Here is a 24,788-nt window from a genome sequence, read left to right on the forward strand (position 1 = left end):
AGCGCAAAGCCATTTTGAGGAGGAGCAGCCAATGCTGGCTAAACGGATTATTCCTTGTCTGGATGTCAAGGATGGACGTGTTGTCAAAGGCGTTAATTTCGTCAATCTGCGCGACGCCGGCGATCCGGTCGAGCTTGCGGCCACGTATGACAAAGAAGGTGCCGACGAGCTTGTTTTTCTCGATATTTCCGCTTCCCATGAAGGGCGTGCAACGATGGTCGACGTCGTGCAGCGGACAGCTGGCGAGATTACGATTCCATTCACCGTAGGTGGTGGCATCGCGCATGTCGATGACATGAAAAGACTGCTGCGCGCAGGCGCGGACAAAATCGGAATTAACACAGCGGCAGTGAAAAATCCCTTGCTGGTATCGGAAGGGGCGCGAAAGTTCGGCTCGCAGTGCATTGTTGTGGCAATCGACGCGAAATTCAATCCGGCCTGGGGAGAATGGGAAGTGTATACGCATGGCGGCCGCAACGGCACCGGCATGCGCGCGCTCGAGTGGGTGAAGGAAGTGGAGCGGCTTGGAGCGGGAGAAATTTTGCTGACAAGCATGGATGCGGACGGAACAAAGGACGGCTTTGATGTGAAGCTGACGCGGGCGGTATCCGATCTGGTAGGCATTCCAGTCATTGCGTCCGGTGGTGCAGGCAAGGTGGAGCATTTTCATGAGGTATTTGATGCGGGCCATGCGGATGCAGGGCTTGCGGCAACGATTTTTCATTATAAAGAAATGACCATCGGCGAGGTTAAGGATGATCTCAGAGAGAAAGGAGTGGAAGTGCGATGAGCGAATGGAAGAATGAGATAAAGTGGAATGCGGACGGCCTCGTACCGGCGATCATTCAGGATGCGGTAAGCAAGGAAGTACTGATGATGGCGTATATGAACGAGGAGTCGTTGAACAAGTCGATCGAGAGCGGTGAAACCTGGTTCTGGAGCCGGTCGCGCGGTGAGCTGTGGCACAAAGGCGCGACTTCAGGCCATGTACAAAAGATCCGTTCCATGCGTTACGACTGTGATGGGGATACGCTGCTGGTGCGGGTTGATCAAGAGGGCTCCGCATGTCATACCGGAAGATACAGCTGCTTCTTTAACCAGATTGCAGTTCCCGGGGCAAATGACGATCCGAGAGAAGCAAAAGAGCGGTTTGCGATGCTGAATCAGCTGGAGGCCACGATCTCGCAGAGATATGCGGAACGTCCTGACGGCGCGTATACGACCTATCTGTTCGAGAAGGGTGTCGACAAAATTTTGAAAAAGGTCGGCGAGGAAGCGGCCGAGGTTATCATCGCTGCGAAGAACAAGGATAATGACGAGCTGCGAAGCGAAGTCAGCGATTTGATCTTCCATCTCATGGTACTGCTTCGCGAACGGGGACTGCCGCTGGATGAAGTGATGCGGGAGCTGGGCTTGCGACACAATAAACCGACAACGAACAAAATGCGATAGAAAGGCCGGTGCTGGGTCATGTTTATCGATTACCATACGCATCATGCACGCTGCGGCCATGCGGTCGGCTCGTTGGAGGAATACGTGAAGCGGGGGATCGAGATCGGCTTGGATCAAATCGGGCTGTCCGACCATATTCCGCTGCTGCACGTCGATCCGGCGACTTATTATCCGGAGATGGCGATGCCGATGGAAGAGCTTCCGCGCTATGTGGAGGAATGCTTCGAGCTGCAGGGGAAATACAAGAGCCAGATCGACGTCCGCGTCGGCTTGGAGGCCGATTATATCGAAGGCTGGGAGGAACAGATCGAACGCATCATCAAGGCTTATCCTTGGGATTACGTGATCGGCTCCGTACATTTTCTCGGCGAATGGGATGTAACGGATTTCCGCCAAACCCACGGCTGGGAAGGACGGGACAAGCTGGAGGTGTACGAGCGTTATTATGACGCGGTGCAGAAGGCGGCGGCTTCCGGCTTGTATGACTATATCGGCCATATTGATGTGATCAAACGCTTCGGTTTCAAACCGGAAGAAGATGTGACTGCGCTGGAAAATGCGGCGCTCGAGGCTGTCAAACGCCATGATCTGGCGATTGAGTTGAATGCCTCAGGCCTGCGGATGCCTGCAAAGGAGATGTTTCCGGGCAGAAGGATGCTTGAATATGCGCGGGATATCGGGCTTCCGTTAACTATTGGTTCAGATGCGCACCAGCCGGAGAGGCTTGGGCAATATTTGGATGAAGCGCGCGCACAGTTGAAAGAAATCGGATTCGGACAGCTGGCGACGTTTAAACAACGGAAGCGAATGATGGTCAATTTTTGAAAAATCGATAATTGCATGTATAATAATAGATGTCGAAACAAACTACGGCTAGAATCAGGTAATGGTTCAAACGCTCAGGAGGGTATCATGTTTAGCGACAAGTTGCGTATTTTTTCAGGTTCCTCAAATCCGATGTTGGCGGAGAGGATCAGTGCGGAGCTCGGACTTACGCTCGGAAAAATCAATATCTCACGTTTTAAGAGCGGAGAGATCTACGTCCATTATGAAGAGACGATTCGGAATTGTGATGTATTTATCGTACAATCGCTGTCCCATCCTATTAACGAACATCTTGTCGAATTGATGGTCATGATCGATGCTGCCAAGCGTGCTTCTGCCCGTACGGTGAACATCCTCATGCCATATTACGGTTATGCGCGGCAAGAGCGCAAAGCGGCACCGCGTGAACCGATTTCCGCTAAAATGGTAGCGGACGTTCTGACAACAGTCGGTGCACACCGGGTCATCACCATTGACCTTCATGCTCCAGCGATCCAGGGCTTCTTCAACATTCCGGTGGATCACTTGACCGCTCTGGATTTGATCAGCGATTATTTGAAAGCTAAGGATATCCAAAATCCGATTGTTGTCTCCCCGGATGCAGGACGTGCATCTACGGCTGAGAAGCTGGCAAATAATTTGGATTCTCCATTTGCAATCATGATCAAAAAACGGCCGGCCCACAATGAGTCGGTAATTACGCATGTTATCGGTGATGTAGAAGGCGCGACTGCTATCATAATCGAAGATTTGATTGATACGGGAACAACGATCGTCAATGTCGTGGAAAGCCTGAAAGAGCGTGGAGCAGCGGACATCTATGTATGTGCGACGCATCCTTTGTTCTCAGGCCCTGCACTGCAGCGTTTGGACCATCCACATATTAAAGAGGTTATTATTACGGATTCTATCGCTTTGCCGGAAAGCCATCCGGAACGATTCAAGGTGATTTCCGTTGCGCCAATGCTGGCGGAAGCCACCCGAATTATTATCGAAGGCGGCTCGATCAGCACATTGTTTAAGCATAAGGGAGTTTAATTGCCATGCCGCAAACAGCAAGCAGACATATGCTTGCTGTTTGCCTTCGGAAGAGGCTGCCTGGGTTAATTGCCACATATCAGTTGTGTATTGAACGTCAGGGCTGTGGTATAATCGTACCAAAATCGATGTACGCAGGAGGTGCCTTGCAGGTGAAAGAGAAAAAGCAAGTGGCTGTGAGCAACCGAGCGAAAGTCATTCCCATTCAACTTGATGCCACGTTCTTTTTCGAGAGAGCGGTCCGGTCTTTGGACCGATATCATTATGACAAGGCACTTAAATATTTCAGACGAGCGGTGGAATATGAGCCTGATAATCCGGTAAACCATTGCAACATGGCGGGTATTTTATCGGAGATGGGCAATTATGAAGAATCCAACCGGATTCTCAGCGACGTTCTGGGCAAGCTTGATCCGACAATGACGGAATGTCATTTCTATATGGCCAATAATTATGCGAATATGGAGATGTATGAAGCGGCGGAGGATGCGCTGGTTCAATACCTGGAAGAAGATGCCGAGGGACAGTTCCTTGACGAAGCGGAAGAGATGATGGAGCTGCTCCATTATGAGCTGGAACGGCCGCCTAGGCAGGCCAATGTGAAATCGCGCGAGGGCATGTATGAGCATGACCAGGCGAGGACTTTGCTCGAAGAGGGGAAATTTGTCGAGGCTGTACGCATCCTGGAGAAAATTGTTGAGGAGCAAGCTGATTTTCTTGCAGCACGGAACAATCTTGCTTTAGCCTATTATTACATGGGATTGTTTGATGAAGGCATGAAGACGATCGGCGATGTGCTGAAGCTTGAACCAGGTAACCTGCACGGACTTTGCAATTTGGCGATTTTCTATCAGCATGCCGGCAGGAAAGAAGACCTTGAACAACTGCTGGAGCTGCTGAACAAGACCTATCCATTCCATCACGAGCATGTCTTCAAGCTCGCTACGACAATGGGGATTCTTGGGGAGCATGAAGCGGCGTACCGCCATTTTCAGCGTCTTCTCAAGGATGCGGTACTGCAGCAGGATCCATGTTTATATCATTATACAGCCGTAGCGGCAACGAATATCGGGAAATTGGACGAAGCGCAGCGGTTATGGCGGCAGGCGTGCAAGCTGGACCCGGACTCTGATATTCCAAAGTATTATTTGGATCAATTGGAGCGGGTCCGCAGCGGGTTTGAACCGGCGCCGACAAGTTATCATTACCATCTTCCGTTCGAGGAACAGTTCAAGCTCTGGGAGAAATCATCCGGGGGACTGCCTGACCATCTCAAACGCGATCCGCTTGTGCGATCCTCCTTCTTCTGGGCGCTTAGGCATGGCGATCGCCAAACGAAGCTGCAGGTCATTCAGGCGCTGGGCTTGATTGCGGACAGTGAAGTAAAGGATGCGCTCAAGGATTTCCTGTTAGAGCCGGAGGAAGACGATTATCTGAAACGAATCGCAATATTTGTCCTGCGCACAATAGGTGTCCATGAATCGCTTCATGCGGTTCTCGAAGGCAAAGCTGCCGTCATTGATCCGAACCGTATGCCGTCCAGGCTCCCGGTCTGGGATGAGAAGTGGCAGGCCGTACTGGAAGCGGCGCTTTCCCGCATGAATAAGCATTATGACATGGTGCAGCAGTATGATCTGCTGACCTTGTGGGTGGAATATCTGTCGCGCGTCTATCCGGATGTGCCGAAGGTGAACAAGATAGAGCCCTGGGCCGCGGCGCTAGAGTATCTGACAGCCAAGATGCACCGGCGTGCGATCTCCTATCATGAAGTATCGCAGCGTTACGGAACATCGATCTCAACGGTCAGCAAATATGCGAAATGGATTGATGAAGCATGCGGCATTAAGGAAAAAATGAAATCAATCTTCCCTAAATTCGGAGAATTTCACCGAGAGTAATAAGCCGCAATGCGCCAAGAAACGATTGTCCATTCCAATATAAAGGATAGGGGTAATGATCGATTTAGAGGTGCGGGGTATCCGCCGGTTATCGATGAACCTGTTATTCTAATAAAAGGATGGCGAAGGCCGTTAATGGCTGGGAAGCCTATAAAGCGAGGAGGTTGTTGAAATGTACAAAGCGATTATTATCGGAACCGGTCCTGCCGGATTGACTGCAGCAATTTATTTAGCAAGGGCGAATATGAACCCGCTTATTATCGAAGGCCCGGAACCGGGCGGCCAATTGACGACGACAACCGACGTCGAGAATTTCCCAGGGTTTCCGGATGGAATCATGGGCCCCGAGTTGATGGCGAACATGCGCAAGCAAGCCGAACGTTTCGGTGCGGAATTCCGCACAGGCTGGGTGAATTCAGTGGATACGTCCAAGCGTCCATTCACACTGCAGGTTGAAGGCCAAGGCGAGCTGCAGGCGGAATCATTGATCATCTCAACCGGCGCTTCGGCAAAATACCTCGGTATTCCAGGCGAGCGTGATAATGTGGGCAACGGTGTGAGCACCTGTGCGACTTGCGACGGTTTCTTCTTCCGCGGTAAAAAAATCATCGTTGTCGGCGGCGGCGATTCAGCGATGGAAGAAGCGAATTTCTTGACAAGATTCGCAACGGAAGTCGTGTTAGTGCACCGCCGTGAAGAGCTGCGTGCTTCAAAGATTATGCAGGACCGGGCGCGCGAGAACGGCAAAATCACCTGGGCTTTAAACCGGACGCCGATTGAAGTCGTCACAGGCGGTATGGGAGTAACGGGCTTAAAGGTCCTTAACAATACTACCGGTGAAGAAGAGATAATCGAGACGAACGGATTGTTCGTGGCGATCGGCCATACGCCAAACACAAAATTTTTGGGCGGCCAGATTGATACGGATGAGACGGGTTACATTATAGTAAAACCCGGAACTTCGGAGACGAATGTGCCAGGAATCTTCGCTTGCGGTGATGTTCAGGATAATAAATATCGTCAAGCGATTACGGCAGCGGGCAGCGGTTGTATGGCTGCGCTCGATTGCGAAAAGTTTCTCGAAGGCAGCATGGTGCACGATTGGAGCCAGTCGCTTTAAGAGAGTGAAGCCGGCGTATTCGCTGAGAAATTGGCGAATGCGCCGTTTTCAATTTATAGGAGCCGCTCTTTTGCTTCGGCTCTTGCTTTTGGATGCAGCAGTGCCTTTGTCTACAAGCCCGTCTGTCTTGACCAGAAGGAAGTGTTCGCTTATAGTTGGTACAGAAGCAGTATACTAATTGATTGAGGTGGCAATAGTCATGTCTGAAAAGATCTACGTTGGAGCGGATATCGGGGGCACCACGATTAAAGTGGGTATTTGTAATGTAGAAGGTGTTCTCATCCAAACGTACGAAGGACCGACTGGAGTAGAAGTAGGTACGGATGAAATAATCAATAATATTGCGAAATATGCTCGCCATATCGTTGAAGAATCTCCCTATGCCTGGGAACAGGTAGCAGGAGTGGGAATCGGTATTGCGGGGTTTTTGGATATTCCGAACGGATTCGTTAAGCACTCGGTCAATCTCGGACTTCGTAATGTGAAATTGCGCGATATTCTGGAGGAGAAGCTGCAGAAGGAAGTTCGCATTAATAATGATGCCAACGTTGCGGCACTTGGAGAGGCATGGGGCGGCGCAGGTAAAGGCGTGCCCAATTGTGTATGTTACACTTTAGGCACTGGCGTAGGCGGCGGTATTATTATCAACGGCAAAATTATTGAAGGCTTTTCCGGCATGGCCGGAGAGCTGGGGCATATGCAGATCGTTCCCGATCTGGAAGCAATCCAATGCGGTTGCGGCAAAATGGGCTGTCTGGAAACCGTTTCCTCTGCTACGGGAATTATTCGGATGGCGAAGGATGCGGTTGCACGCGGCGACAGAACGTCTCTGTCACTTGTTGAGGATATTATGGCTAAAGATGTTGTCGATGCGGCGAAAGCCGGCGACGAGGTGGCCATTCGCATCGTCAACCGTGCGGCATTCTATCTGGGCAAATCACTGGCAGCGGTAGCAATTGTGCTTAACCCGCAAAGATTTATCATTGGCGGCGGAGTGTCCAAAGCCGGAGATTTCTTATTTGACCAAATTCGCGAGGTTTTCCAAAAGCTGACTCCTGATATCGCCCAAGAGGGTGTGGAGATCGTTCCTGCTGAGCTTGGAAACAATGCAGGCGTTGTCGGTGCGGCAGGCTTGCTTATCAACTAAAGGTTTGAGAAGCAATGAGCACGGCCTCAAACCTGTTCCGGTTAGGAGGGATTCATAATGGGCACGGAAGCAGCCGTGGCTAAACTTTTGATTATAACAGGCATGTCGGGTGCTGGAAAAACGATCGCAGTGCAAAGCCTTGAGGATCTTGGTTTTTTCTGTGTCGATAATTTGCCGCCTGTCCTGATTCCGAAGTTTGCCGAGTTAATTGAATCATCGAAAGGCAAGATCGGCAAAGTAGCGCTTGTCATCGACCTCCGAGGTCGCGAGTTTTTTACCGCATTATCCGAATCGCTATCTTATATTAAAGATCATTACACGATAGATTACGAAATCTTGTTCTTGGATGCAACAGACGGCGTACTTGTTCAGCGATACAAGGAGAGCCGCAGGCGGCATCCGCTTGCTCCAGACGGCCTGCCGCTGGAAGGGATCAAGCTGGAGCGGCGTTTGCTGGAGGATCTCAAAGGCTGGGCGACACAGGTGATTGATACGAGCAATCTAAAGCCTGCACAGCTGAAAGAGAGGATCATCTCCCGGTTTACGAATCTCGGGCAGAATAGCATATCCATTAATGTCACTTCATTCGGCTTTAAATACGGCATGCCGATTGATGCGGATTTGATCTATGATGTCCGGTTTCTGCCAAACCCTCATTATATCGACCATTTACGGCCGAATACGGGGCAAAATCCGGAAGTGTACGACTATGTGATGAAATGGCCGGAAACTCAGGTATTTTTGACTAAGCTCCTGGATATGCTTAATTTTCTCATTCCTCTCTATCGTAAGGAAGGAAAGAGCCAGGTTGTCATTGGGATCGGTTGTACCGGGGGTAAACATCGTTCCGTAGCGATCGCCGAATATTTAGGGCGCATGCTTGGCAGCAGTGATACAGAAGTGGTACGAGTCAGCCATCGTGATGCCGACCGTGACCGCCATTAACGGGGTGAATCGATGGAGCGAGGCTTGAAAACGATAGCGAAGCCCAGGATCGTCGTCATTGGCGGCGGAACCGGGCTATCGGTCATGCTGCGCGGCTTGAAAGAGAAACCGCTGGATATAACGGCGATCGTAACCGTGGCGGATGACGGTGGCAGCTCGGGCATTCTCCGTAATGAACTGCAGATTCCTCCGCCAGGTGACATTCGAAACGTATTGACGGCGTTAGCCGACGTGGAGCCGCTGCTTGCCGATATGTTGAATTACCGCTTTAGCAGCGGAACAGGTTTAGCAGGCCATAGCTTGGGCAATCTAATGCTTGCGGCAATGACTGATATTTCCGGTGATTTTGTAACAGGTATTCGTGAATTAAGCCGTGTACTAGCTGTCAGAGGGCGTGTGCTGCCGGCCGCCGGCCAGGCGATTGTACTGAAGGCGGAAATGTTGGATGGCACGATTGTCACGGGGGAATCGATGATTCCCAAAGCCCGTAATGCGATTAAGCGGGTGTTCATCGAGCCGCATAATGTCGAACCGCTTGATGAAGCGGTAGAAGCGCTGAAAGAGGCTGATGCGATTCTAATCGGCCCCGGAAGTCTTTATACCAGTATTATTCCGAATCTGCTTGTTCCAAAGCTAGCCCAGACCATCGTCGAATCGAACGCAGTCAAAATGTTCGTATGCAATGTGATGACCCAGCCAGGGGAAACGGACGGGTATTCGGTTAGTGATCATTTAGCCGCTGTGCATGCGCATGTAGGGCATCATCTATTTGATTACGTTATTGTCAACAATGGCGAAATACCTGCCCAGGTGCAAAGCAAGTACGCAGAGAAAGGCGCCAAAGCGGTCCATCTGGATCTGGAGGAAGTCAAGCGGCGGGGATATGAGGTCATAGCTGACCGGTTAGTGTTATTCCGTACGTATCTCCGGCATGATGCCGCCAAGCTTAGCAATCATATTTATCAGCTAGTGGAAAGCTGGATGTTACGAAAGAGGTGAGTCCCTTGTCCTTTGCGGCGCAAACCAAAAAAGAACTGACAATGATCGAAGCGGATCCCTGCTGCGAGAAAGCCGAGCTATCGGCGCTGATTCGGATGAACGGCTCAGTGAATCTCTCCAACCGGAAAGTCATTCTTGACATCTGCACGGAAAATGCCGCAATCGCAAGGCGGATCTACTCGCTCATCAAAAAGCTGTTTTCCGTACACACGGAGTTGTTGGTTCGCAAAAAAATGCGGTTAAAAAAGAATAACGTGTACATTGTAAGGATACCGGCGAAAGTGCAGGAGATTCTAAGCGATCTGAGCATCGTGACGGAAGGCTTCATGTTCAATCAAGGCATCGACAAAGAGATGATCCGTAAATCCTGCTGCAAACGTTCTTACCTGCGGGGCGCGTTTCTTGCGGGGGGCTCCGTGAATAATCCGGAGGGTTCATCCTACCATCTGGAGATTTCATCGTTGTACGAAGAGCACTGCAATGCCATGGTGGACCTTGCTAACCGCTTTAATCTGAATGCCAGATGTATCGAGCGGAAAAAGGGCTTTATCTTCTACATTAAAGAAGGCGAGAAAATCATCGAGCTGCTTAATATTATCGGTGCACACCAAGCATTGTTTAAATTTGAGGATGTACGGATTATGAGGGATATGCGCAACTCGGTCAATCGCATCGTCAACTGTGAAACGGCTAACTTAAATAAAACGATTGGAGCTGCTGTGCGTCAAATCGATAATATTAAGCTGATCCAAAAGGAATTCGGACTTGAGAACCTGCCTGAGAAGCTGCGTGAGGTCGCTGAAATCCGGCTGCAGCATCCGGATATGAACCTGACGGAAGTCGGTGATTTGCTCAAAGGAAAAGTAAGTAAGTCAGGCGTTAACCATCGGCTTCGCAAAATTGATGAATTAGCCGATAAAATAAGAAATGGCTGAACTTTTCAACCTAGTGCTCTCAGTGTTATAATGGATAATAGTGTACAAAAGATCATCCTCTTAATGATCTTGGTAATAAATGAACAATTCTAATTGTAGATTGAAATATGTTATAGGGGGTATGGTTTCCATGACAAGGCATCCTGTGGTCGTTCGATTAAAAACGGGTCTCCATGCAAGACCGGCTGCACTTTTTGTGCAGGAAGCAAATAAGTTTTCTTCCGAAGTGTTCGTGGAGAAGGACGACAAAAAAGTGAATGCCAAATCCATTATGGGGATAATGAGCTTGGCGATCAGTTCGGGCACCGAGGTTCACATCAGTGCCGAAGGTTCGGACGCAGATCAAGCTGTAACCGCTTTAGTCAACTTGGTAAGCAAAGAAGAGCTTGAGAACCAATAAAATGGATTGTGCCGTTGTATGAAAGCTCCTTTAAGGGGCTTTTTTGCGTTGGGACAAAAAGAGACCGCCAGATGAACTGGCGGTCTCGTTATGATTCACTATTATCGATTCTTCATCTCATGAACAGGTAGATTGCGCTGTTCCATTGCGTTCTCGATTAAACGAATGAAATCATCAGATAACCGCATCGCTTGTGCCTCGCGGTATACTTCAATGAGATGTTCGTCATTTAAGGGCTTAAGCAGTATGGTCTTGTCCTGATTAGGGTCATTCTCCACTTCAGAAGCCCGGGCAGGGACAAATCGGAGTGGTTGTTCTAATGATAACCTGCTATCATGACGGCGGCTCGAATAATTTAGTTTAATAAAATTTCTCATACAGAGAAATGGATTCGATATTTTCATTACATTGCACTCCATTTAATGGTTTGAAAAACAACCCTAGAGATGTATGAATATGGGAAGTTTCTATTTATCATCTTAACATGAAATGGGTACATCGTCTTGGTCAATTCGAAGCTCTGAATTTTTGTTGACAAATGTTAAAAATTATGATAAATAAAACTGGATTTTTTTGACCATAATTAAAGGTGTTGTACAGCTATACAAAAAAACGGCTTCCTCCTTCGTGAATAAAGGGGGAAACCGTTTATAGCACAGCGATCTGCGATTAGATTTTTTCGATGACTTTATCGACCAGACCGTAATTCATTGCTTCTTCAGCACTCATGAAATAGTCGCGGTCGGTATCCTTTTCAATACGCTCCAGCGGTTGGCCGGTACGTTCGGCAAGAATGGTGTTCAGCTTATCGCGCATTTTCAAAATCCGTTTGGCACGAATCTCAATATCGCTTGCTTGCCCTTCTGCGCCGCCGAGCGGCTGATGGATCATGACTTCGCTGTTAGGCAGTGCATAACGTTTGCCTTTGGCTCCAGCCGCAAGCAAGAAGGCGCCCATGGAAGCAGCCATCCCTACACAAATTGTTGAAACGTCTGGTTTAATAAATTGCATTGTATCGAAAATGGCCATTCCTGAAGTTATCGAACCGCCGGGGCTGTTAATGTACAAGCTGATATCCTTCTCCGGATCATCGGCTGCAAGGAACAGCAATTGTGCGATGATGGAATTGGCGACGACATCGTTCACACCGCTCCCAAGAAAGATAATTCTGTCTTTTAGAAGGCGGGAATAAATGTCATAAGCTCGTTCTCCGCGATTGCTCTGTTCAATGACCATAGGTACAAAATTCATATCCATTTGGGCTCCCTCCAATCAAAATAGGTGATGTAACCTCATAATAACGGATTCCAAAACAAAAGTCAAAGATAGTCAAACCCAGGTAATAAAAAAACCTGACTTCTGTCAGGATTGAATCAAATTGAAGCTTTATGGCGCGCCCGCGAGGGATCGAACCTCGATCTCAGGCTCCGGAGGCCTACGTCATATCCATTGGACCACGGGCGCAAGAAAGGATAGCGAGGTTTATTATATTGGATACGAAATCAAAAAGCAAGGGGGTAGTGAAAAATAAATTTTGTGAAAATAATGGCGGTAAACGGTTTCAATTGCGTCAATGTTATTGCGTGGTAGAAAAAAATTGGTTACAATAACAGTGGGACTAAAAATGAACTACTGGGACTTATTTGGTCCAATGCATTGCGAGGGCAATGCAAAGCATCATGAATACTATACCCGGGCTTACAGGAGTGAACGCCCATTATGCGCAAAATCATTGAACTGCAGCAGCAGCTAATGCCTGATCTGACGGATGTAATGAAGAAGCGATACAATATCCTGCAGCAGGTAAAACAGTCGGATTTTATTGGACGAAGAATGCTGGCTGCTTCGCTATCGATGACAGAGCGGGTGCTGAGAGCGGAGACGGACTTTCTGAAAGCTCAAGGACTGCTGGAAATTCAACCTTCAGGCATGCGCATTAGCGATGCGGGGAAACAGCTGCTTGATGAGATGGAGCCAATGGTGAAGGAACTTTTTGGCCTATCCGATCTGGAAGAGCGAATTCGCAGGTATTTCGGATTAAAGCAAGTATGGGTTGTGCCCGGTGATTCCGACACATCGCTGCATACCAAGCGGGAGCTTGGACGAGCCGGCTGCCATGCGCTGCGCAAGTACATGGGAACCGATGATGTGGTTGCCGTTACAGGGGGAACAACATTGGCGCAGGTTGCCAATCAGTTAACCTCACAGGCCCCGCTCAAAGGCATACGGTTTGTGCCTGCACGCGGTGGTTTGGGTGAAAGCGTAGATTATCAAGCCAATACGATTGTATCTACAATGGCCAAACGGACGGGAGCGCAATACCGTCTCCTGCATGTTCCGGATCATCTTGGAGAAGAAGCTTACCTATCCTTGATGCAGGAGCCTAACATCCGGGAAATTGTTGAAGTGATCCGTTCAGCCCGCATTGTGCTGCATGGCATCGGGGACGCTATGGTTATGGCCAGGCGCCGCAAGGTGGATGAGGCTATGGTTCATGCCATGAAAGACGAAGGTGCGCTGGCCGAGGCGTTCGGGTTTTATTTTGACCGGCAGGGCGCCGTTGTGCACCGTATGCCTACAGCAGGCTTGAGGCTTGAGGATATCCAGGCTGCCGAAGTGGTCATTGCAATCGCCGGAGGCAAAAGCAAGGCGGAAGCGATCGCTGCAGTCATGCGTTTCGGGCATGACGATGTGCTCGTCACAGACGAAGCGGCCGCACTTGCAATCGCAGAGCAGTTTGAAAATGAGTGAAAGTAGGCAACACTGAACTAGAGATCACGGCGGAAGCGGCATGTTAATCCAGGCTGTTAACGTCTTGAGATATATGCAATAACAAATCATTACACATTTTGGGAGGCAAAAAACAATGGTTAAAGTTGGTATTAATGGTTTTGGACGAATTGGTCGTAACGTATTCCGCGCTGCACTGAACAATCCTGATGTGCAAGTGGTAGCTGTAAACGATTTGACAGATACGAGCACATTGGCACACCTTTTGAAATATGACACTACACATGGCCAATTGGACGCAACAGTAGAAGCTAAAGAAGGCGCGCTGATCGTTAATGGCGTAGAAATCAAAGTATTCGCTGAGCGCGATCCTGGGAACCTGCCTTGGGGCGCACATGGCGTTGAGATCGTTGTTGAATCCACAGGGATCTTCACTGCAAAAGAAAAAGCTGAGCTTCACCTTAAAGGCGGCGCTAAGAAAGTTATCATCTCCGCTCCAGCTACTAACGAAGACATCACTGTTGTTATCGGTGTTAACGAAGATAAATACGATCCAGCTGCACATACCGTTATTTCGAACGCTTCTTGTACTACGAACTGCTTGGCGCCTTTCGCTAAAGTTCTGAACGACAAGTTCGGTATCGTTAAAGGTATGATGACAACTGTTCACTCTTACACAAATGACCAATCCGTACTTGATGTGCCTCATAAAGACCTGCGCCGTGCACGCGCTGCTGCTGAGAACATCATTCCTTCTTCCACAGGAGCTGCAAAAGCCGTTGCGCTTGTTCTTCCTGAGCTGAAAGGCAAATTGAACGGTATGGCAATGCGCGTTCCAACTCCTAACGTATCCGTAACGGATCTGGTTGCTGAGTTGAAAGTAAACGTCACTGTAGAAGAAGTTAACGCTGCTCTGAAAGCTGCTTCCGAAGGCCCGCTGAAAGGTATCTTGAACTTCTCTGAAGAGCCGCTTGTATCGAGCGACTACAACGGCGACCCGGCTTCCTCCACAATCGATGGCCTGTCCACGATGGTTGTTGAAGGCAACATGGTTAAAGTCGTTTCCTGGTACGACAACGAGTGGGGCTACTCCAACCGCGTTGTAGATTTGGCTGCTTATATTGCTTCCAAAGGTTTGTAATTAATCCCCCTAAATCCCCCTTTTCCAAAGGGGGACCCCAAGGGCTCTGCCCTCTGGACACCCGAAACGGTGAACCCGAGGCGGGAGCCGGGCTGCAGGAACGATGCGTTGTGCGGTGAACTGCCCGCTATTGTCCCTGGGGGACACGCTCCCATGCGGAGCACCCCCCCTGGACACCAGCTGCGCTGACTCGCCCCTGACGGGGCTTGCGGCCTGCCGGTGGAAGGGAAGGCTTGGACACCAGCTGCGCTGACTCACCCCTGACGGGGCTTGCGGCTGCCGGTGGAAGGGAAGGCTTGGACACCAGCTGCGCTGACTCGCCCCTGCGGGGCTTGCGGCCTGCCGGTGGAAGGGAAGGCTTGGACACCAGCTGCGCTGACTCACCCCTGACGGGGCTTGCGGCTGCCGGTGGAAGGGAAAGCTGGATACTTGCTGCGCTGACTCACCCCTGACGGGGCTTGCGATAGCAAGTGAATTACATAGGGCTCCGCCTAATGTAATAGCAAGAGTGCAAGATAAAAATTCTCGATTGATCGGAGTTAATTGTATATAGAGCGTGAGAGGAACGTTTCGGCTACCTATTCACTACAGCTTGGATCGCTTCGTCCCGGATTTGCCTAGCAAATCCGGGACACGCTATGATTATTGAGTAAACCTTCTACACCCCCATTATTAAGGAGGTTCCAGTTAATGAACAAGAAAAGTGTAAGAGACGTGGAAGTGAACGGCAAACGCGTGTTTGTACGCGTGGATTTCAATGTACCGGTTGAGAACGGCAGCATCACAGACGACACGCGGATCCGCGAGACGCTGCCAACGATCCAATACCTGATCGACAATGGCGCTAAGGTAATTCTGGCGAGCCACATGGGCCGTCCGAAAGGTGAAGTCGTCGAAGAGTTGCGTTTGAACGCTGCGGCTGAGCGCTTGTCCGAGCTGCTCGGCAAGAAAGTGGCGAAAGCTGACGAAGCAATCGGAGATGCAGTGAAAAGCCAAGTAGCCGCGCTGAACAACGGCGATGTGCTCTTGCTTGAAAATGTTCGTTTCTATGCCGGTGAAGAGAAGAATGATCCGGAACTGGCAAAAGCTTTTGCCGAGCTTGCAGACTTGTTCGTGAATGACGCATTCGGAGCGGCGCACCGTGCGCATGCATCGACCGAAGGCATCGCTCATCACCTGCCGGCTGTATCGGGCTTGCTGATGGAGAAGGAATTGGAAGTGCTGGGCAAAGCATTGTCTAACCCGGATCGTCCGTTTACGGCGATTGTCGGAGGTTCGAAGGTTAAAGATAAAATCGACGTTATTAATAAAATGCTTGAAATTGCGGACAATGTATTGATCGGCGGCGGCCTGTCCTACACGTTCTTCAAAGCGCAAGGCCATGAAATCGGCAAGTCGCTTGTGGACAACGAGAAGCTGGATCTTGCACTGGGCTTTATTAATAAAGCAAAAGAACTGGGCAAAAACTTCCTTCTGCCAGTTGATATTATCGTTACCGATGATTTCAGCGCAGATGCGAATACACGTGAAGTCGGAGTTGACGGCATTCCTGCTGACTGGGAAGGCATCGACATCGGGCCGAAAACGCGTGAGCTGTATGCAGATGTTATCAAAAACTCGAAGCTCGTTGTATGGAACGGACCGATGGGCGTATTCGAAATCGAGCCTTTCTCCCACGGTACTCGTGCGGTAGCGCAAGCTTGCGCGGAGACTTCGGCATACACGGTTATCGGCGGCGGCGATTCCGCGGCGGCAGCAGAGAAATTCGGTTTGGCGGATAAAATGGATCATATTTCGACTGGCGGCGGCGCTTCCCTCGAGTTCATGGAAGGCAAAAAACTGCCGGGCGTAGAAGCTCTTAAAGATAAGTAGAAGGGATGGATCTACGATGAGAAAACCGATTATTGCAGGTAACTGGAAAATGTTCAAAACAGTTTCCGAGGCAACAGCGTTTTTCGCTGATGTCAAAGGAAAAGCGGAAGTTGACGGCGTGGAAAGCGTCATTTGTGCCCCATACATTGCGCTTCCTGCTTTGGTAGAGGCAGCTAAAGGGACGACGATCGCGATCGGCGCGCAAAATCTTCATTTTGAAGACAACGGCGCTTATACGGGTGAAATCAGTGGCGTTATGCTGAAAGACCTGGGCGTGCAGTACGTCATTATCGGCCACTCCGAGCGCCGCGCTTATTTCGCGGAAACGGACGAAATCGTGAACAAAAAAGTTCAAGCGGCATTCAAACACGGCTTAACGCCTATCGTATGTGTCGGCGAGAAGCTGGAAGAGCGTGAAGCAGGACAAACGAAGGATGTTTGCAATGTGCAAACGACTGCAGCATTCCAAGGCTTGTCCGCAGAGCAGGCAGCGCAGGTTGTTATCGCTTATGAGCCAATCTGGGCGATCGGAACGGGCAAATCTTCGACTTCCGAAGATGCGGAAGACGTTATTGCCTACATTCGCGGCGTTGTTGCAGGCTTGTACAATCAAGCAACTGCAGACGCGGTACGGATTCAATACGGCGGCAGCGTGAAGCCGGGCAACATCGCTGAGTACATGGCTCAGCCGAATATTGACGGCGCGTTAGTCGGCGGAGCGAGCTTGGAGCCAGCTTCTTACATCCAACTGATCGAGGGGGCCAAGTAAGATGGCTGCCCCAAGACCGGTTGCGTTAATTATATTGGACGGTTTCGGCCTGCGTGGGGAAACTCACGGCAATGCCGTTGCACAAGCGAAAAAGCCTAATTATGACCGTTATCTCTCCACCTTTCCGAACACGACGCTGACGGCGTGCGGAGAGGCGGTAGGATTGCCGGAAGGGCAGATGGGCAACTCCGAGGTTGGCCATCTGAACATTGGAGCCGGCCGGATCGTATATCAGGATCTCACCCGCATTTCGAAGTCCATTCGCGATGGCGAATTTTTCGATAATGAAACCCTGCTGGGTGCGGTTAATCATGCGAAAAAGAATAACAAGAAGCTTCACCTGTATGGATTGCTGTCCGATGGCGGCGTTCATAGCCATATCGAGCATCTGTTTGCACTGCTTGAACTGGCCAAGAAAGAAGGCTTGACCGAGGTTTACATTCATGCGTTCCTGGATGGCCGCGATGTATCGCCGGACAGTGCACGCACCTACCTTGAGGCTGTTCAAGCGAAGATCCAAGAGCTTGGCGTTGGTCAAATCGCTACCGTTCAAGGGCGTTATTACGCGATGGACCGTGATAAGAGATGGGAGCGTACAGAGAAATCCTACCGCGCAATGGTATACGGAGAGGGTCCTCAGTACACTAATCCGATCGCTGCGGTCGTGCAATCCTATGAACAGTCGATCTTCGACGAGTTCGTGATGCCTACCGTCATTGTCGGTGAAGGCGGCAAGCCTGTTGGTCTGGTGGAATCCGAAGATGCGGTCGTATTCTTCAATTTTCGTCCTGACCGTGCGATTCAATTATCGCAGGTATTCATGAATGAAGATTTCCGGGGCTTCGATCGCGGTGCGAATCATCCTGTTAACTTGCATTTTGTATGCTTGACGCTGTTCAGTGAGACCGTTGGAGGCTATGTGGCTTATGCGCCAAAAAATCTCGACAATACACTGGGTGAAGTGCTCGTGCAAAATAACAAGAAACAGCTGCGGATCGCCGAGACGGAGAAATATCCGCATGTTACGTTCTTCTTCAGCGGCGGCCGCGATGTCGAGCTTCCAGGCGAGACGCGCATTCTCATCAATTCGCCAAAGGTTGCAACCTACGATCTGAAGCCTGAGATGAGCGCTTATGAGGTGGCAGAGGCGGCAGTCAAGGAAATTGAAGCGGAAAACCATGATGCGATTATCCTTAACTTTGCCAACCCGGATATGGTTGGACACTCCGGCATGCTGGAGCCAACGATCAAAGCGGTTGAAGCGACGGATGATTGCTTAGGTAAAGTAGTGGAGGCTGTGCTTGCTAAAGGCGGCGTATGTCTCATTACGGCTGACCACGGTAACGCTGACTTGGTGCTCGATGAGCTGAATCGCCCTTTCACTGCACATACGACAAATCCGGTGCCTTTTATCGTAACGGATGCGAATGTGGAGCTTCGTGAAGGCGGCATTCTTGCTGACATCGCACCGACAGTGCTTGACCTTCTGCAGCTGGCGAAACCGGCTGAGATGACGGGCAACACGTTAATTGCCAAATCTAAGATTTAATTAAGTTTTCTATTTAGAAATAAACGGTATAATAATCATTGGGACTGGCGTTGGTGTGATCCAATGGCCATACAAAAAACATTTAAAAGGAGTGTTTCTTTCCATGTCTATCATTACTGATGTATACGCACGCGAAGTGCTTGACTCCCGCGGTAACCCGACGGTTGAAGTCGAAGTAACCTTGGAATCCGGCGGCACTGGCCGTGCAATCGTACCTTCGGGTGCTTCCACTGGCGCATACGAAGCCGTAGAGCTTCGCGATGGCGACAAAAGCCGCTACCTGGGCAAAGGCGTGTTGAAAGCTGTCGACAACGTAAACTCCATTATTGCCCCGGAAATTATCGGTCTGGACGCACTGGATCAAGTTGCAATTGATCGTAAAATGTTGGAACTTGACGGAACGCCGAACAAAGCTAAATTGGGCGCAAACGCAATTCTTGCGGTATCGATGGCCGTGGCTCGCGCAGCAGCTGACGCACTGAGCATGCCGCTTTACACATACCTTGGCGGATTCAACGCAAAAACATTGCCGGTTCCTATGATGAACATCGTAAACGGCGGCGAGCATGCCGACAACAATATCGACGTACAAGAGTTCATGGTACTGCCGGTTGGTGCAGCAAGCTTCAAAGAAGCGCTGCGCATCGGCGCAGAGATTTTCCATAACCTGAAAGCCGTATTGAAAGACAAAGGCTTGAACACTGCAGTTGGCGACGAAGGCGGCTTTGCTCCGAACCTGGGCTCCAACGAAGAGGCAATCACAACGATCATTTCCGCAATCGAGCGTGCCGGTTACAAACCAGGCGTTGACGTATTCCTTGGTATGGACGTTGCATCCACGGAATTCTTCAAAGATGGAAAATACCATCTCGAAGGCGAAGGCCGTTCCTTCACTTCCGCTGAATTTGTTGACTACCTGGCTTCCCTTGTTGACAAATACCCGATTATCTCGATCGAAGACGGTTGTTCCGAAGACGATTGGGAAGGTTGGAAATTACTCACTGAGAAGCTCGGCGGTAAAGTACAGCTCGTTGGTGACGACCTGTTCGTAACAAACACAGAGCGTCTGTCCAGCGGTATTGAGCAAGGCGTGGGTAACTCCATCCTGGTTAAAGTAAACCAAATCGGTACACTGACTGAAACGTTCGACGCGATCGAAATGGCGAAACGCGCAGGCTACACAGCTGTTATCTCCCACCGTTCCGGTGAGAGCGAAGACAGCACAATTGCCGACATCGCTGTTGCGACTAACGCTGGCCAGATCAAAACAGGTGCGCCGTCCCGTACGGACCGCGTTGCAAAATACAACCAATTGCTTCGCATCGAAGATCAATTGGGCTCCACAGCAATCTATGGCGGAGCTGCTGCATTCTACAACTTGAAAAACTTCAAGAAATAATATCGGCCCCGATTGGCACTAGCCAATAGCCAGCCATTTCGATGGCAGCTGCCTGCAGAAAGCCCTCGCGTCTCAGTCTCAGTCGCGGGGGTTTTTTCTATAGGGAGAAAAAGTAAGAGTATTGGTCCAGGAGGTTTTAGTAATACTTAATAATACACAGTAATACTAAAGTTCCCTCCCTACCTCCACCGGGCGATTGGTCGAGGGGGATCTCCAATCTCACCAAAATTGCAAAAGAATGCACCAAAACCCGGCATAGCATCGCATTCTGTAAGCGCTATAATATAGAGAACGGCGCATAGGCGCGGCGTAACTAAACGAAATGGTGGTGTTCCCTTTGGCAAAACCGCAAGTAGGCATTCAATTGTATACGCTCCGTGATCAGACGGAGAATGATTTTTTGGGTACAATTAAGAAGGTAGCGGAAATCGGTTATTCAGTCGTTGAGTTTGCCGGATATTTCGGTACGCCAGCTAAAGAATTAAAAAAAGTGCTGGATGATACGGGCCTGAAAGCTCCATCGGCACATATCGGATTGAATTGGGAGGACCCAAGCAAACGGGAATCCGAATTGGCCGCTCAGATTGAATATGCACAGGAAATCGGCTTATCTTATATCGTAACGCCTTATGCTCCGCTGCCGGAAAACCCGACGATGGCGGATGTCGACCAATTCGTCTCCGTGATTGAAAAGGCGGCGCAGCAAGTCACTGCGGCGGGTTTGAAATATGGTTATCACAATCATGCGTTTGAATTCAAACAGGTGGAAGGTAAAGCCGTCATTGATCATCTGCTTGAGCGCGTTCCGGCTGACCTGCTGTTCGCTGAATTCGATCTGGGCTGGGTACATATGGGCGGCCAGAAGCCGGTAGATTACATTAATAAATATGCGGGCCGTGTTCCGCTAGCGCATTTTAAAGATTTCGGAGATGGACGCAGCGATACGGAAATCGGCAGAGGTGTGGTTGACTTTGACAGTGTGCTGGCCGTTTCCGAGCAAGCCGGTATTCTCTACTATATTGTGGAGCAGGAACAGTTCGAAGGCTCTTCCCTTGACAGTGCCGCGATCAGTCTGGAATTTTTCAAGCAGCGGGGCATCATCTGATTGCCTGTCTCCTGCAAGAGGGAAAACCGGATAAACCGAGGCAATATTGTCATCATAAGACATTTGTGATATAATTAGAGCACTGTGTTTTGTGAGATGGCTTGGGGTTGTGAATAACTCCTTAAGCAGGAGGTGGAACTGTGGAACTCGCATTGAAAATTGTATTGGTAATTTTCTCGTTGGGCTTGATTGCGGTTGTTCTTTTGCAAAAAGGAAAGAGCGCTGGTTTGGCTGGAGCAATCTCCGGTGGTGCTGAGCACTTGTTCGGCAAGCAAAAAGCCCGCGGTTTGGACTTGTTTTTGCAGCGCTTGACTGTTGTATTGGCAGTTGGATTTTTCCTGCTGGCGCTGGTTGTAGCGTACTTGGTAAAAGCTTAAGAAATAACGCGAAAAGCGAGGGACTAGCCCTCGCTTTTTTTTGTGCAAAGATGCAGCATTGGAGTGATTAAGCTTATTTTCACAGGGAAGACAAGAGACGGCGGCAGCCGTTTTGGGTTTGGTCTGGATGTTTAAGGGATGATGATTTAGGCCAATAGTGGTTAAATTAATAAAAGAGCTGTTATTGCAGCTAATTTGGAAAGAAACGGATGGCGTGTCGCATTTTCGTGTATACTGAAATGTATATGGGAATCTATCAATTAACGTCATGGTCTATGAGGTGAGAAAGTAATGGTAACAGAACAGGAATTGCTTGATTTTATGCGCGAAACCGCTTATAAACCGATGACATATCAAGAGTTGGAACAGCATTGGGGTACGGAGGATGCAACTGAATTCAAGGACTTTTTGAAATTATTAAATGAGCTGGAGGAAAAGGGCAGAATCATTCGCACTCGCAGTGAACGTTATGGTGTGCCGGAGAGGATGAATCTGCTGCGGGGCCGCGTACAGGCGCATGCGAAGGGTTTTGCTTTTCTGATACCGGAGGAGAAGGATCACCCGGATGTCTACCTGCATGCCAATGATCTGAAGACGGCCATGAACGGCGATATCGTGCTGGTTCGCATTACAGCCAAGAGCGAAGGCGGCGGACGCATGGAGGGCGAGGTTGTGCGCGTTGTCCAGCGGGCGATTACGCAGGTTGTCGGAACGTTTGAGAATCATGAGGCGTACGGCTTTGTTATCCCGGATGACAAACGGATTAACCGGGATATTTTTATCCCGCGGGGCGGTTATCAGGGTGCGGTCACCGGGCAAAAGGTTGTTGTGCGGATTGTGAACTATCCGGAAGGGCGATCAGCGGCAGAAGGTGAGATCGTCGAGGTGCTTGGCCATAAGGATGACCCTGGCGTTGACATTCTATCGATTATTCGTAAGCATCAACTTCCGGAGAGCTTTCCGGATGAGGTGATGGCTGAGGCGGAGGCGGCTCCGGATTCAATTACGGAAGAAGAGATTGTAAAGCAGGGCAGACGCGATCTGCGCGATAAAGTCATCGTCACGATCGACGGTGAGGACGCAAAGGATCTCGATGACGCAGTAAATGTGGAGCGCCTGGAAAATGGGAACTATGTGCTCGGTGTACATATCGCCGATGTCAGTTATTATGTGCGGGACAAGTCGGCGCTCGATCAAGAGGCGTTCCGGCGGGGCTGCAGCGTGTACTTGGTAGATCGGGTGATCCCGATGCTGCCGCACCGTTTGTCCAATGGCATCTGTTCCCTCAATCCGCAGGTGGACCGGCTGACGATGTCGTGCGAGATGGAATTTGACGCGAAGACGTTAAAGCGCGTTCGCCATGATGTGTTCACCAGTGTCATCAGGACAAAGGAGCGGATGACGTACAGCAATGTGCGCAAAATTCTGACCGGTGAGGATGACCATGAACAGCTGAAGGAAAGATATGCGGATCTTGTTGACATGTTCAAGCTGATGGAGGAGCTCGCGATGAGGCTGCGCAAGCAGCGGATGAAGCGCGGAGCGATTGATTTTGACTTCCAGGAATCAAAGGTTATTGTCGACAAAGAAGGCAAGCCCGTTGATATTATAAAAAGGGAGCGCTCGGTTGCCGAGCAGATCATTGAGGAGTTCATGCTTGTGGCCAATGAGACCGTGGCAGAGCATTTCCACTGGCTGCGGGTACCATTCCTTTACCGGATTCATGAAGACCCGGATTCAGAGAAGCTGATGAGCTTTGTACAATTTGCGGCCAACTTCGGTTATACCGTGAAGGGCAAAACAAATTCCATTCATCCGCGCGCGCTGCAGACACTGCTGGAGGAAATTCGCGGTACGAAAGAAGAAACGGTCATCTCGACGGTGATGCTGAGATCGATGAAACAGGCCAAGTATGATCATCAGAGCTTGGGACACTTCGGTCTGGCGGCCGAGTTTTATTCACACTTTACTTCACCGATTCGTCGTTATCCGGACTTGGTTATCCACCGAGTCATGCGTGAGGTGCTGGAGAATGGCGGCATGTTGCCTGAGGCTCGGCAGGAGGCGCTGGAGGCGCGTATGCCGGACATTGCGCAGCATTCCTCTGAGCGTGAGCGTGTGGCTGTCGATGCGGAACGCGACACGGACAAGCTGAAGAAGTGCGAATACATGCTGGACAAAGTAGGCGAGGAATTCGACGGTCTGATCAGCAGTGTCACGAGCTTCGGCATGTTCGTCGAGCTGGACAATACGGTTGAAGGCTTGATCCGGCTCAGCGATCTGACGGATGATTACTATCATTTCCATGAGCTGCATATGGCGCTCATCGGAGAACGGACGTCGAAGATCTACCGTATCGGCGACGAAGTGAAGATCCGCGTGGCACGCGTGAATATGGATGACCATACGATCGATTTCGAGATGGTCGACATGAAGCCGCGTGGCGGCGGCTTCCCAGGCGGCGGATTTGGCGGAGCCGCCGGAAAAGGCGGGCGCGGGCGCAGCGGTGCGTCCGGACGCGGTGGCGCGGCTGGGAGGGGTGAGCGCGCTGGCAGCGGAGCCGCCGGCAAAGGCGGTGGGCGCGGCGGATTCGGCGCCGCGGGAGCAGGACGCGGCGCGGCAGGTGGCCGCGGCACAGGAGCAGGGCGCACCGCAGAAGGGCGTGGCGGCGGCCGTGATGGTTCTGCCGCCGGCAGCAGCCGGGGCGGCAAGGACGCGTCCGCCGGCGGTGGCCGTAGCGGGCGCAAGGATATGTGGGGCTTGCCGATTAGCGGGCAAGCCCAGGGCGGCAGCGGCGCGGAAGGCGGCGGCTCCGGTGAAGGATCCCGTGGGGGCCGCGGGCCCAAGGGATTTGGAGGAGCCGGCGGCGGATCGCGCCGCAAGCGGACTGCGGAGAGCGGCGCCTTCGCAGGTGAAGCCGCGGCCGGAGCTACGGGAAGCGGCGGCGGGCCGAAGCCGCGCAAGAAGAAAAAGAACGGTAACGCGATGGCGGCTTTCGTTCGGAAAAAACGCAAGTAATAAATTGGTGATTTCCACCTTGGAACAGCCGGAATCTTGATTTCACGACCTAAAGTTGCTACAATGGAC

General features: G+C 50.6%; 23 protein-coding genes and 1 tRNA gene. 21 read left to right on the plus strand and 3 right to left on the minus strand.

What is annotated here, in order from left to right; genetic code table 11:
* Window positions 1-31 precede the first annotated feature (31 nt).
* The 11 genes from hisF (at window position 32) to IEW11_RS11470 (ending at window position 10,759) form a co-directional block, all read left to right on the plus strand.
* Window positions 32-790, plus strand: coding sequence for an imidazole glycerol phosphate synthase subunit HisF (hisF, locus tag IEW11_RS11420; protein ID WP_188531205.1), 759 nt, complete (start codon window positions 32-34; stop codon window positions 788-790).
* Window positions 787-1,452: a bifunctional phosphoribosyl-AMP cyclohydrolase/phosphoribosyl-ATP diphosphatase HisIE gene (hisIE, locus tag IEW11_RS11425; RefSeq protein WP_188531206.1), complete on the plus strand. Its 666-nt coding sequence runs from the start codon at window positions 787-789 to the stop codon at window positions 1,450-1,452. The genes hisF and hisIE overlap by 4 nt, the downstream gene beginning before the upstream one ends.
* A gap of 18 nt (window positions 1,453-1,470) precedes the next feature.
* Window positions 1,471-2,277, plus strand: coding sequence for a histidinol-phosphatase HisJ (gene hisJ / locus IEW11_RS11430; RefSeq protein WP_188531207.1), 807 nt, complete (start codon window positions 1,471-1,473; stop codon window positions 2,275-2,277).
* 87 nt (window positions 2,278-2,364) lie between these two features.
* Entirely contained in the window at window positions 2,365-3,315 is a 951-nt protein-coding gene (locus tag IEW11_RS11435; RefSeq protein WP_188531208.1) for a ribose-phosphate diphosphokinase, read from the plus strand.
* 152 nt (window positions 3,316-3,467) lie between these two features.
* A complete protein-coding gene (locus IEW11_RS11440) occupies window positions 3,468-5,213 on the plus strand; it encodes a HEAT repeat domain-containing protein (RefSeq protein WP_188531209.1) in 1,746 nt (581 codons plus the stop codon).
* A gap of 172 nt (window positions 5,214-5,385) precedes the next feature.
* On the plus strand, window positions 5,386-6,333 hold the full coding sequence (gene trxB / locus IEW11_RS11445; RefSeq protein WP_188531210.1) for a thioredoxin-disulfide reductase: 948 nt from the start codon (window positions 5,386-5,388) through the stop codon (window positions 6,331-6,333).
* Between the two features lie 199 nt (window positions 6,334-6,532).
* The gene (locus tag IEW11_RS11450; RefSeq protein WP_188531211.1) at window positions 6,533-7,480 is read left to right on the plus strand and encodes an ROK family glucokinase; all 948 of its coding nucleotides are present in this window, start codon (window positions 6,533-6,535) and stop codon (window positions 7,478-7,480) included.
* 57 nt (window positions 7,481-7,537) lie between these two features.
* Window positions 7,538-8,425 (plus strand): RNase adapter RapZ, encoded by an 888-nt coding sequence (gene rapZ / locus IEW11_RS11455; RefSeq protein ID WP_188531212.1) that lies wholly within the window; start codon window positions 7,538-7,540, stop codon window positions 8,423-8,425.
* A 12-nt stretch (window positions 8,426-8,437) separates the two neighbouring features.
* Window positions 8,438-9,424: a gluconeogenesis morphogenetic factor MgfK gene (gene mgfK / locus IEW11_RS11460; RefSeq protein ID WP_188531213.1), complete on the plus strand. Its 987-nt coding sequence runs from the start codon at window positions 8,438-8,440 to the stop codon at window positions 9,422-9,424.
* A 5-nt stretch (window positions 9,425-9,429) separates the two neighbouring features.
* Entirely contained in the window at window positions 9,430-10,359 is a 930-nt protein-coding gene (whiA, locus tag IEW11_RS11465; protein ID WP_188531214.1) for a DNA-binding protein WhiA, read from the plus strand.
* Between the two features lie 130 nt (window positions 10,360-10,489).
* The gene (locus tag IEW11_RS11470) at window positions 10,490-10,759 is read left to right on the plus strand and encodes an HPr family phosphocarrier protein (protein ID WP_188531215.1); all 270 of its coding nucleotides are present in this window, start codon (window positions 10,490-10,492) and stop codon (window positions 10,757-10,759) included.
* Window positions 10,760-10,860: 101 nt separating this feature from the next.
* Here IEW11_RS11470 and sda read toward each other — a convergent pair whose 3' ends face one another.
* From sda to IEW11_RS11485, 3 genes are all read right to left on the minus strand, one after another.
* Window positions 10,861-11,163 carry a sporulation histidine kinase inhibitor Sda gene (sda, locus tag IEW11_RS11475; RefSeq protein WP_188531216.1) on the minus strand — a complete coding sequence of 101 codons (303 nt, stop codon included), beginning with the start codon at window positions 11,161-11,163 and terminating at the stop codon, window positions 10,861-10,863.
* Window positions 11,164-11,428: 265 nt separating this feature from the next.
* A complete protein-coding gene (gene clpP / locus IEW11_RS11480) occupies window positions 11,429-12,010 on the minus strand; it encodes an ATP-dependent Clp endopeptidase proteolytic subunit ClpP (protein WP_188531417.1) in 582 nt (193 codons plus the stop codon).
* Between the two features lie 138 nt (window positions 12,011-12,148).
* A tRNA-Arg gene (locus IEW11_RS11485) sits at window positions 12,149-12,223 on the minus strand.
* Window positions 12,224-12,478: 255 nt separating this feature from the next.
* On the opposite strand from IEW11_RS11485, the gene IEW11_RS11490 reads away from it, so the two are divergent.
* The 10 genes from IEW11_RS11490 to rnr all read left to right on the plus strand — a co-directional run bounded on the left by IEW11_RS11490 (window position 12,479) and on the right by rnr (window position 24,719).
* Complete coding sequence (locus IEW11_RS11490) at window positions 12,479-13,510, plus strand: sugar-binding transcriptional regulator (protein WP_188531217.1); 1,032 nt, start codon at window positions 12,479-12,481, stop codon at window positions 13,508-13,510.
* A gap of 115 nt (window positions 13,511-13,625) precedes the next feature.
* Window positions 13,626-14,630, plus strand: a complete 1,005-nt coding sequence (gene gap / locus IEW11_RS11495; RefSeq protein ID WP_188531218.1) for a type I glyceraldehyde-3-phosphate dehydrogenase — start codon at window positions 13,626-13,628, stop codon at window positions 14,628-14,630.
* A gap of 233 nt (window positions 14,631-14,863) precedes the next feature.
* Entirely contained in the window at window positions 14,864-15,082 is a 219-nt protein-coding gene (locus IEW11_RS11500) for a hypothetical protein (RefSeq protein WP_188531219.1), read from the plus strand.
* A gap of 238 nt (window positions 15,083-15,320) precedes the next feature.
* Window positions 15,321-16,502, plus strand: coding sequence for a phosphoglycerate kinase (locus tag IEW11_RS11505; RefSeq protein WP_188531220.1), 1,182 nt, complete (start codon window positions 15,321-15,323; stop codon window positions 16,500-16,502).
* Between the two features lie 16 nt (window positions 16,503-16,518).
* Window positions 16,519-17,271, plus strand: coding sequence for a triose-phosphate isomerase (gene tpiA / locus IEW11_RS11510; protein ID WP_188531221.1), 753 nt, complete (start codon window positions 16,519-16,521; stop codon window positions 17,269-17,271).
* A gap of 1 nt (window position 17,272) precedes the next feature.
* Window positions 17,273-18,820: a 2,3-bisphosphoglycerate-independent phosphoglycerate mutase gene (gene gpmI / locus IEW11_RS11515; protein WP_188531222.1), complete on the plus strand. Its 1,548-nt coding sequence runs from the start codon at window positions 17,273-17,275 to the stop codon at window positions 18,818-18,820.
* 103 nt (window positions 18,821-18,923) lie between these two features.
* Entirely contained in the window at window positions 18,924-20,219 is a 1,296-nt protein-coding gene (gene eno / locus IEW11_RS11520; RefSeq protein ID WP_188531223.1) for a phosphopyruvate hydratase, read from the plus strand.
* Between the two features lie 328 nt (window positions 20,220-20,547).
* Window positions 20,548-21,324 carry a sugar phosphate isomerase/epimerase family protein gene (locus IEW11_RS11525; protein WP_229725223.1) on the plus strand — a complete coding sequence of 259 codons (777 nt, stop codon included), beginning with the start codon at window positions 20,548-20,550 and terminating at the stop codon, window positions 21,322-21,324.
* Window positions 21,325-21,464: 140 nt separating this feature from the next.
* A complete protein-coding gene (gene secG / locus IEW11_RS11530; protein ID WP_188531225.1) occupies window positions 21,465-21,701 on the plus strand; it encodes a preprotein translocase subunit SecG in 237 nt (78 codons plus the stop codon).
* Window positions 21,702-21,992: 291 nt separating this feature from the next.
* A complete protein-coding gene (rnr, locus tag IEW11_RS11535; RefSeq protein WP_188531226.1) occupies window positions 21,993-24,719 on the plus strand; it encodes a ribonuclease R in 2,727 nt (908 codons plus the stop codon).
* Window positions 24,720-24,788: the final 69 nt, after the last annotated feature.

This window comes from Paenibacillus abyssi (assembly GCF_014640295.1).
Classification (GTDB): Bacteria; Bacillota; Bacilli; order Paenibacillales; family Paenibacillaceae; genus Paenibacillus_D; species Paenibacillus_D abyssi.

Bases quoted from the DNA above. Each gene is read 5' to 3' on its own strand.
- tpiA (WP_188531221.1), top strand. From the start codon at position 16,519: ATGAGAAAACCGATTATTGCAGGTAACTGGAAAATGTTCAAAACAGTT.
- mgfK (WP_188531213.1), top strand. From the start codon at position 8,438: ATGGAGCGAGGCTTGAAAACGATAGCGAAGCCCAGGATCGTCGTCATT.
- gpmI (WP_188531222.1), top strand. From the start codon at position 17,273: ATGGCTGCCCCAAGACCGGTTGCGTTAATTATATTGGACGGTTTCGGC.
- gap (WP_188531218.1), top strand. From the start codon at position 13,626: ATGGTTAAAGTTGGTATTAATGGTTTTGGACGAATTGGTCGTAACGTA.
- clpP (WP_188531417.1), bottom strand. From the start codon at position 12,010: ATGAATTTTGTACCTATGGTCATTGAACAGAGCAATCGCGGAGAACGA.
- hisF (WP_188531205.1), top strand. From the start codon at position 32: ATGCTGGCTAAACGGATTATTCCTTGTCTGGATGTCAAGGATGGACGT.
- eno (WP_188531223.1), top strand. From the start codon at position 18,924: ATGTCTATCATTACTGATGTATACGCACGCGAAGTGCTTGACTCCCGC.
- rapZ (WP_188531212.1), top strand. From the start codon at position 7,538: ATGGGCACGGAAGCAGCCGTGGCTAAACTTTTGATTATAACAGGCATG.
- sda (WP_188531216.1), bottom strand. From the start codon at position 11,163: ATGAAAATATCGAATCCATTTCTCTGTATGAGAAATTTTATTAAACTA.
- hisJ (WP_188531207.1), top strand. From the start codon at position 1,471: ATGTTTATCGATTACCATACGCATCATGCACGCTGCGGCCATGCGGTC.
- IEW11_RS11450 (WP_188531211.1), top strand. From the start codon at position 6,533: ATGTCTGAAAAGATCTACGTTGGAGCGGATATCGGGGGCACCACGATT.
- IEW11_RS11435 (WP_188531208.1), top strand. From the start codon at position 2,365: ATGTTTAGCGACAAGTTGCGTATTTTTTCAGGTTCCTCAAATCCGATG.
- IEW11_RS11505 (WP_188531220.1), top strand. From the start codon at position 15,321: ATGAACAAGAAAAGTGTAAGAGACGTGGAAGTGAACGGCAAACGCGTG.
- IEW11_RS11490 (WP_188531217.1), top strand. From the start codon at position 12,479: ATGCGCAAAATCATTGAACTGCAGCAGCAGCTAATGCCTGATCTGACG.
- hisIE (WP_188531206.1), top strand. From the start codon at position 787: ATGAGCGAATGGAAGAATGAGATAAAGTGGAATGCGGACGGCCTCGTA.
- IEW11_RS11470 (WP_188531215.1), top strand. From the start codon at position 10,490: ATGACAAGGCATCCTGTGGTCGTTCGATTAAAAACGGGTCTCCATGCA.
- trxB (WP_188531210.1), top strand. From the start codon at position 5,386: ATGTACAAAGCGATTATTATCGGAACCGGTCCTGCCGGATTGACTGCA.
- rnr (WP_188531226.1), top strand. From the start codon at position 21,993: ATGGTAACAGAACAGGAATTGCTTGATTTTATGCGCGAAACCGCTTAT.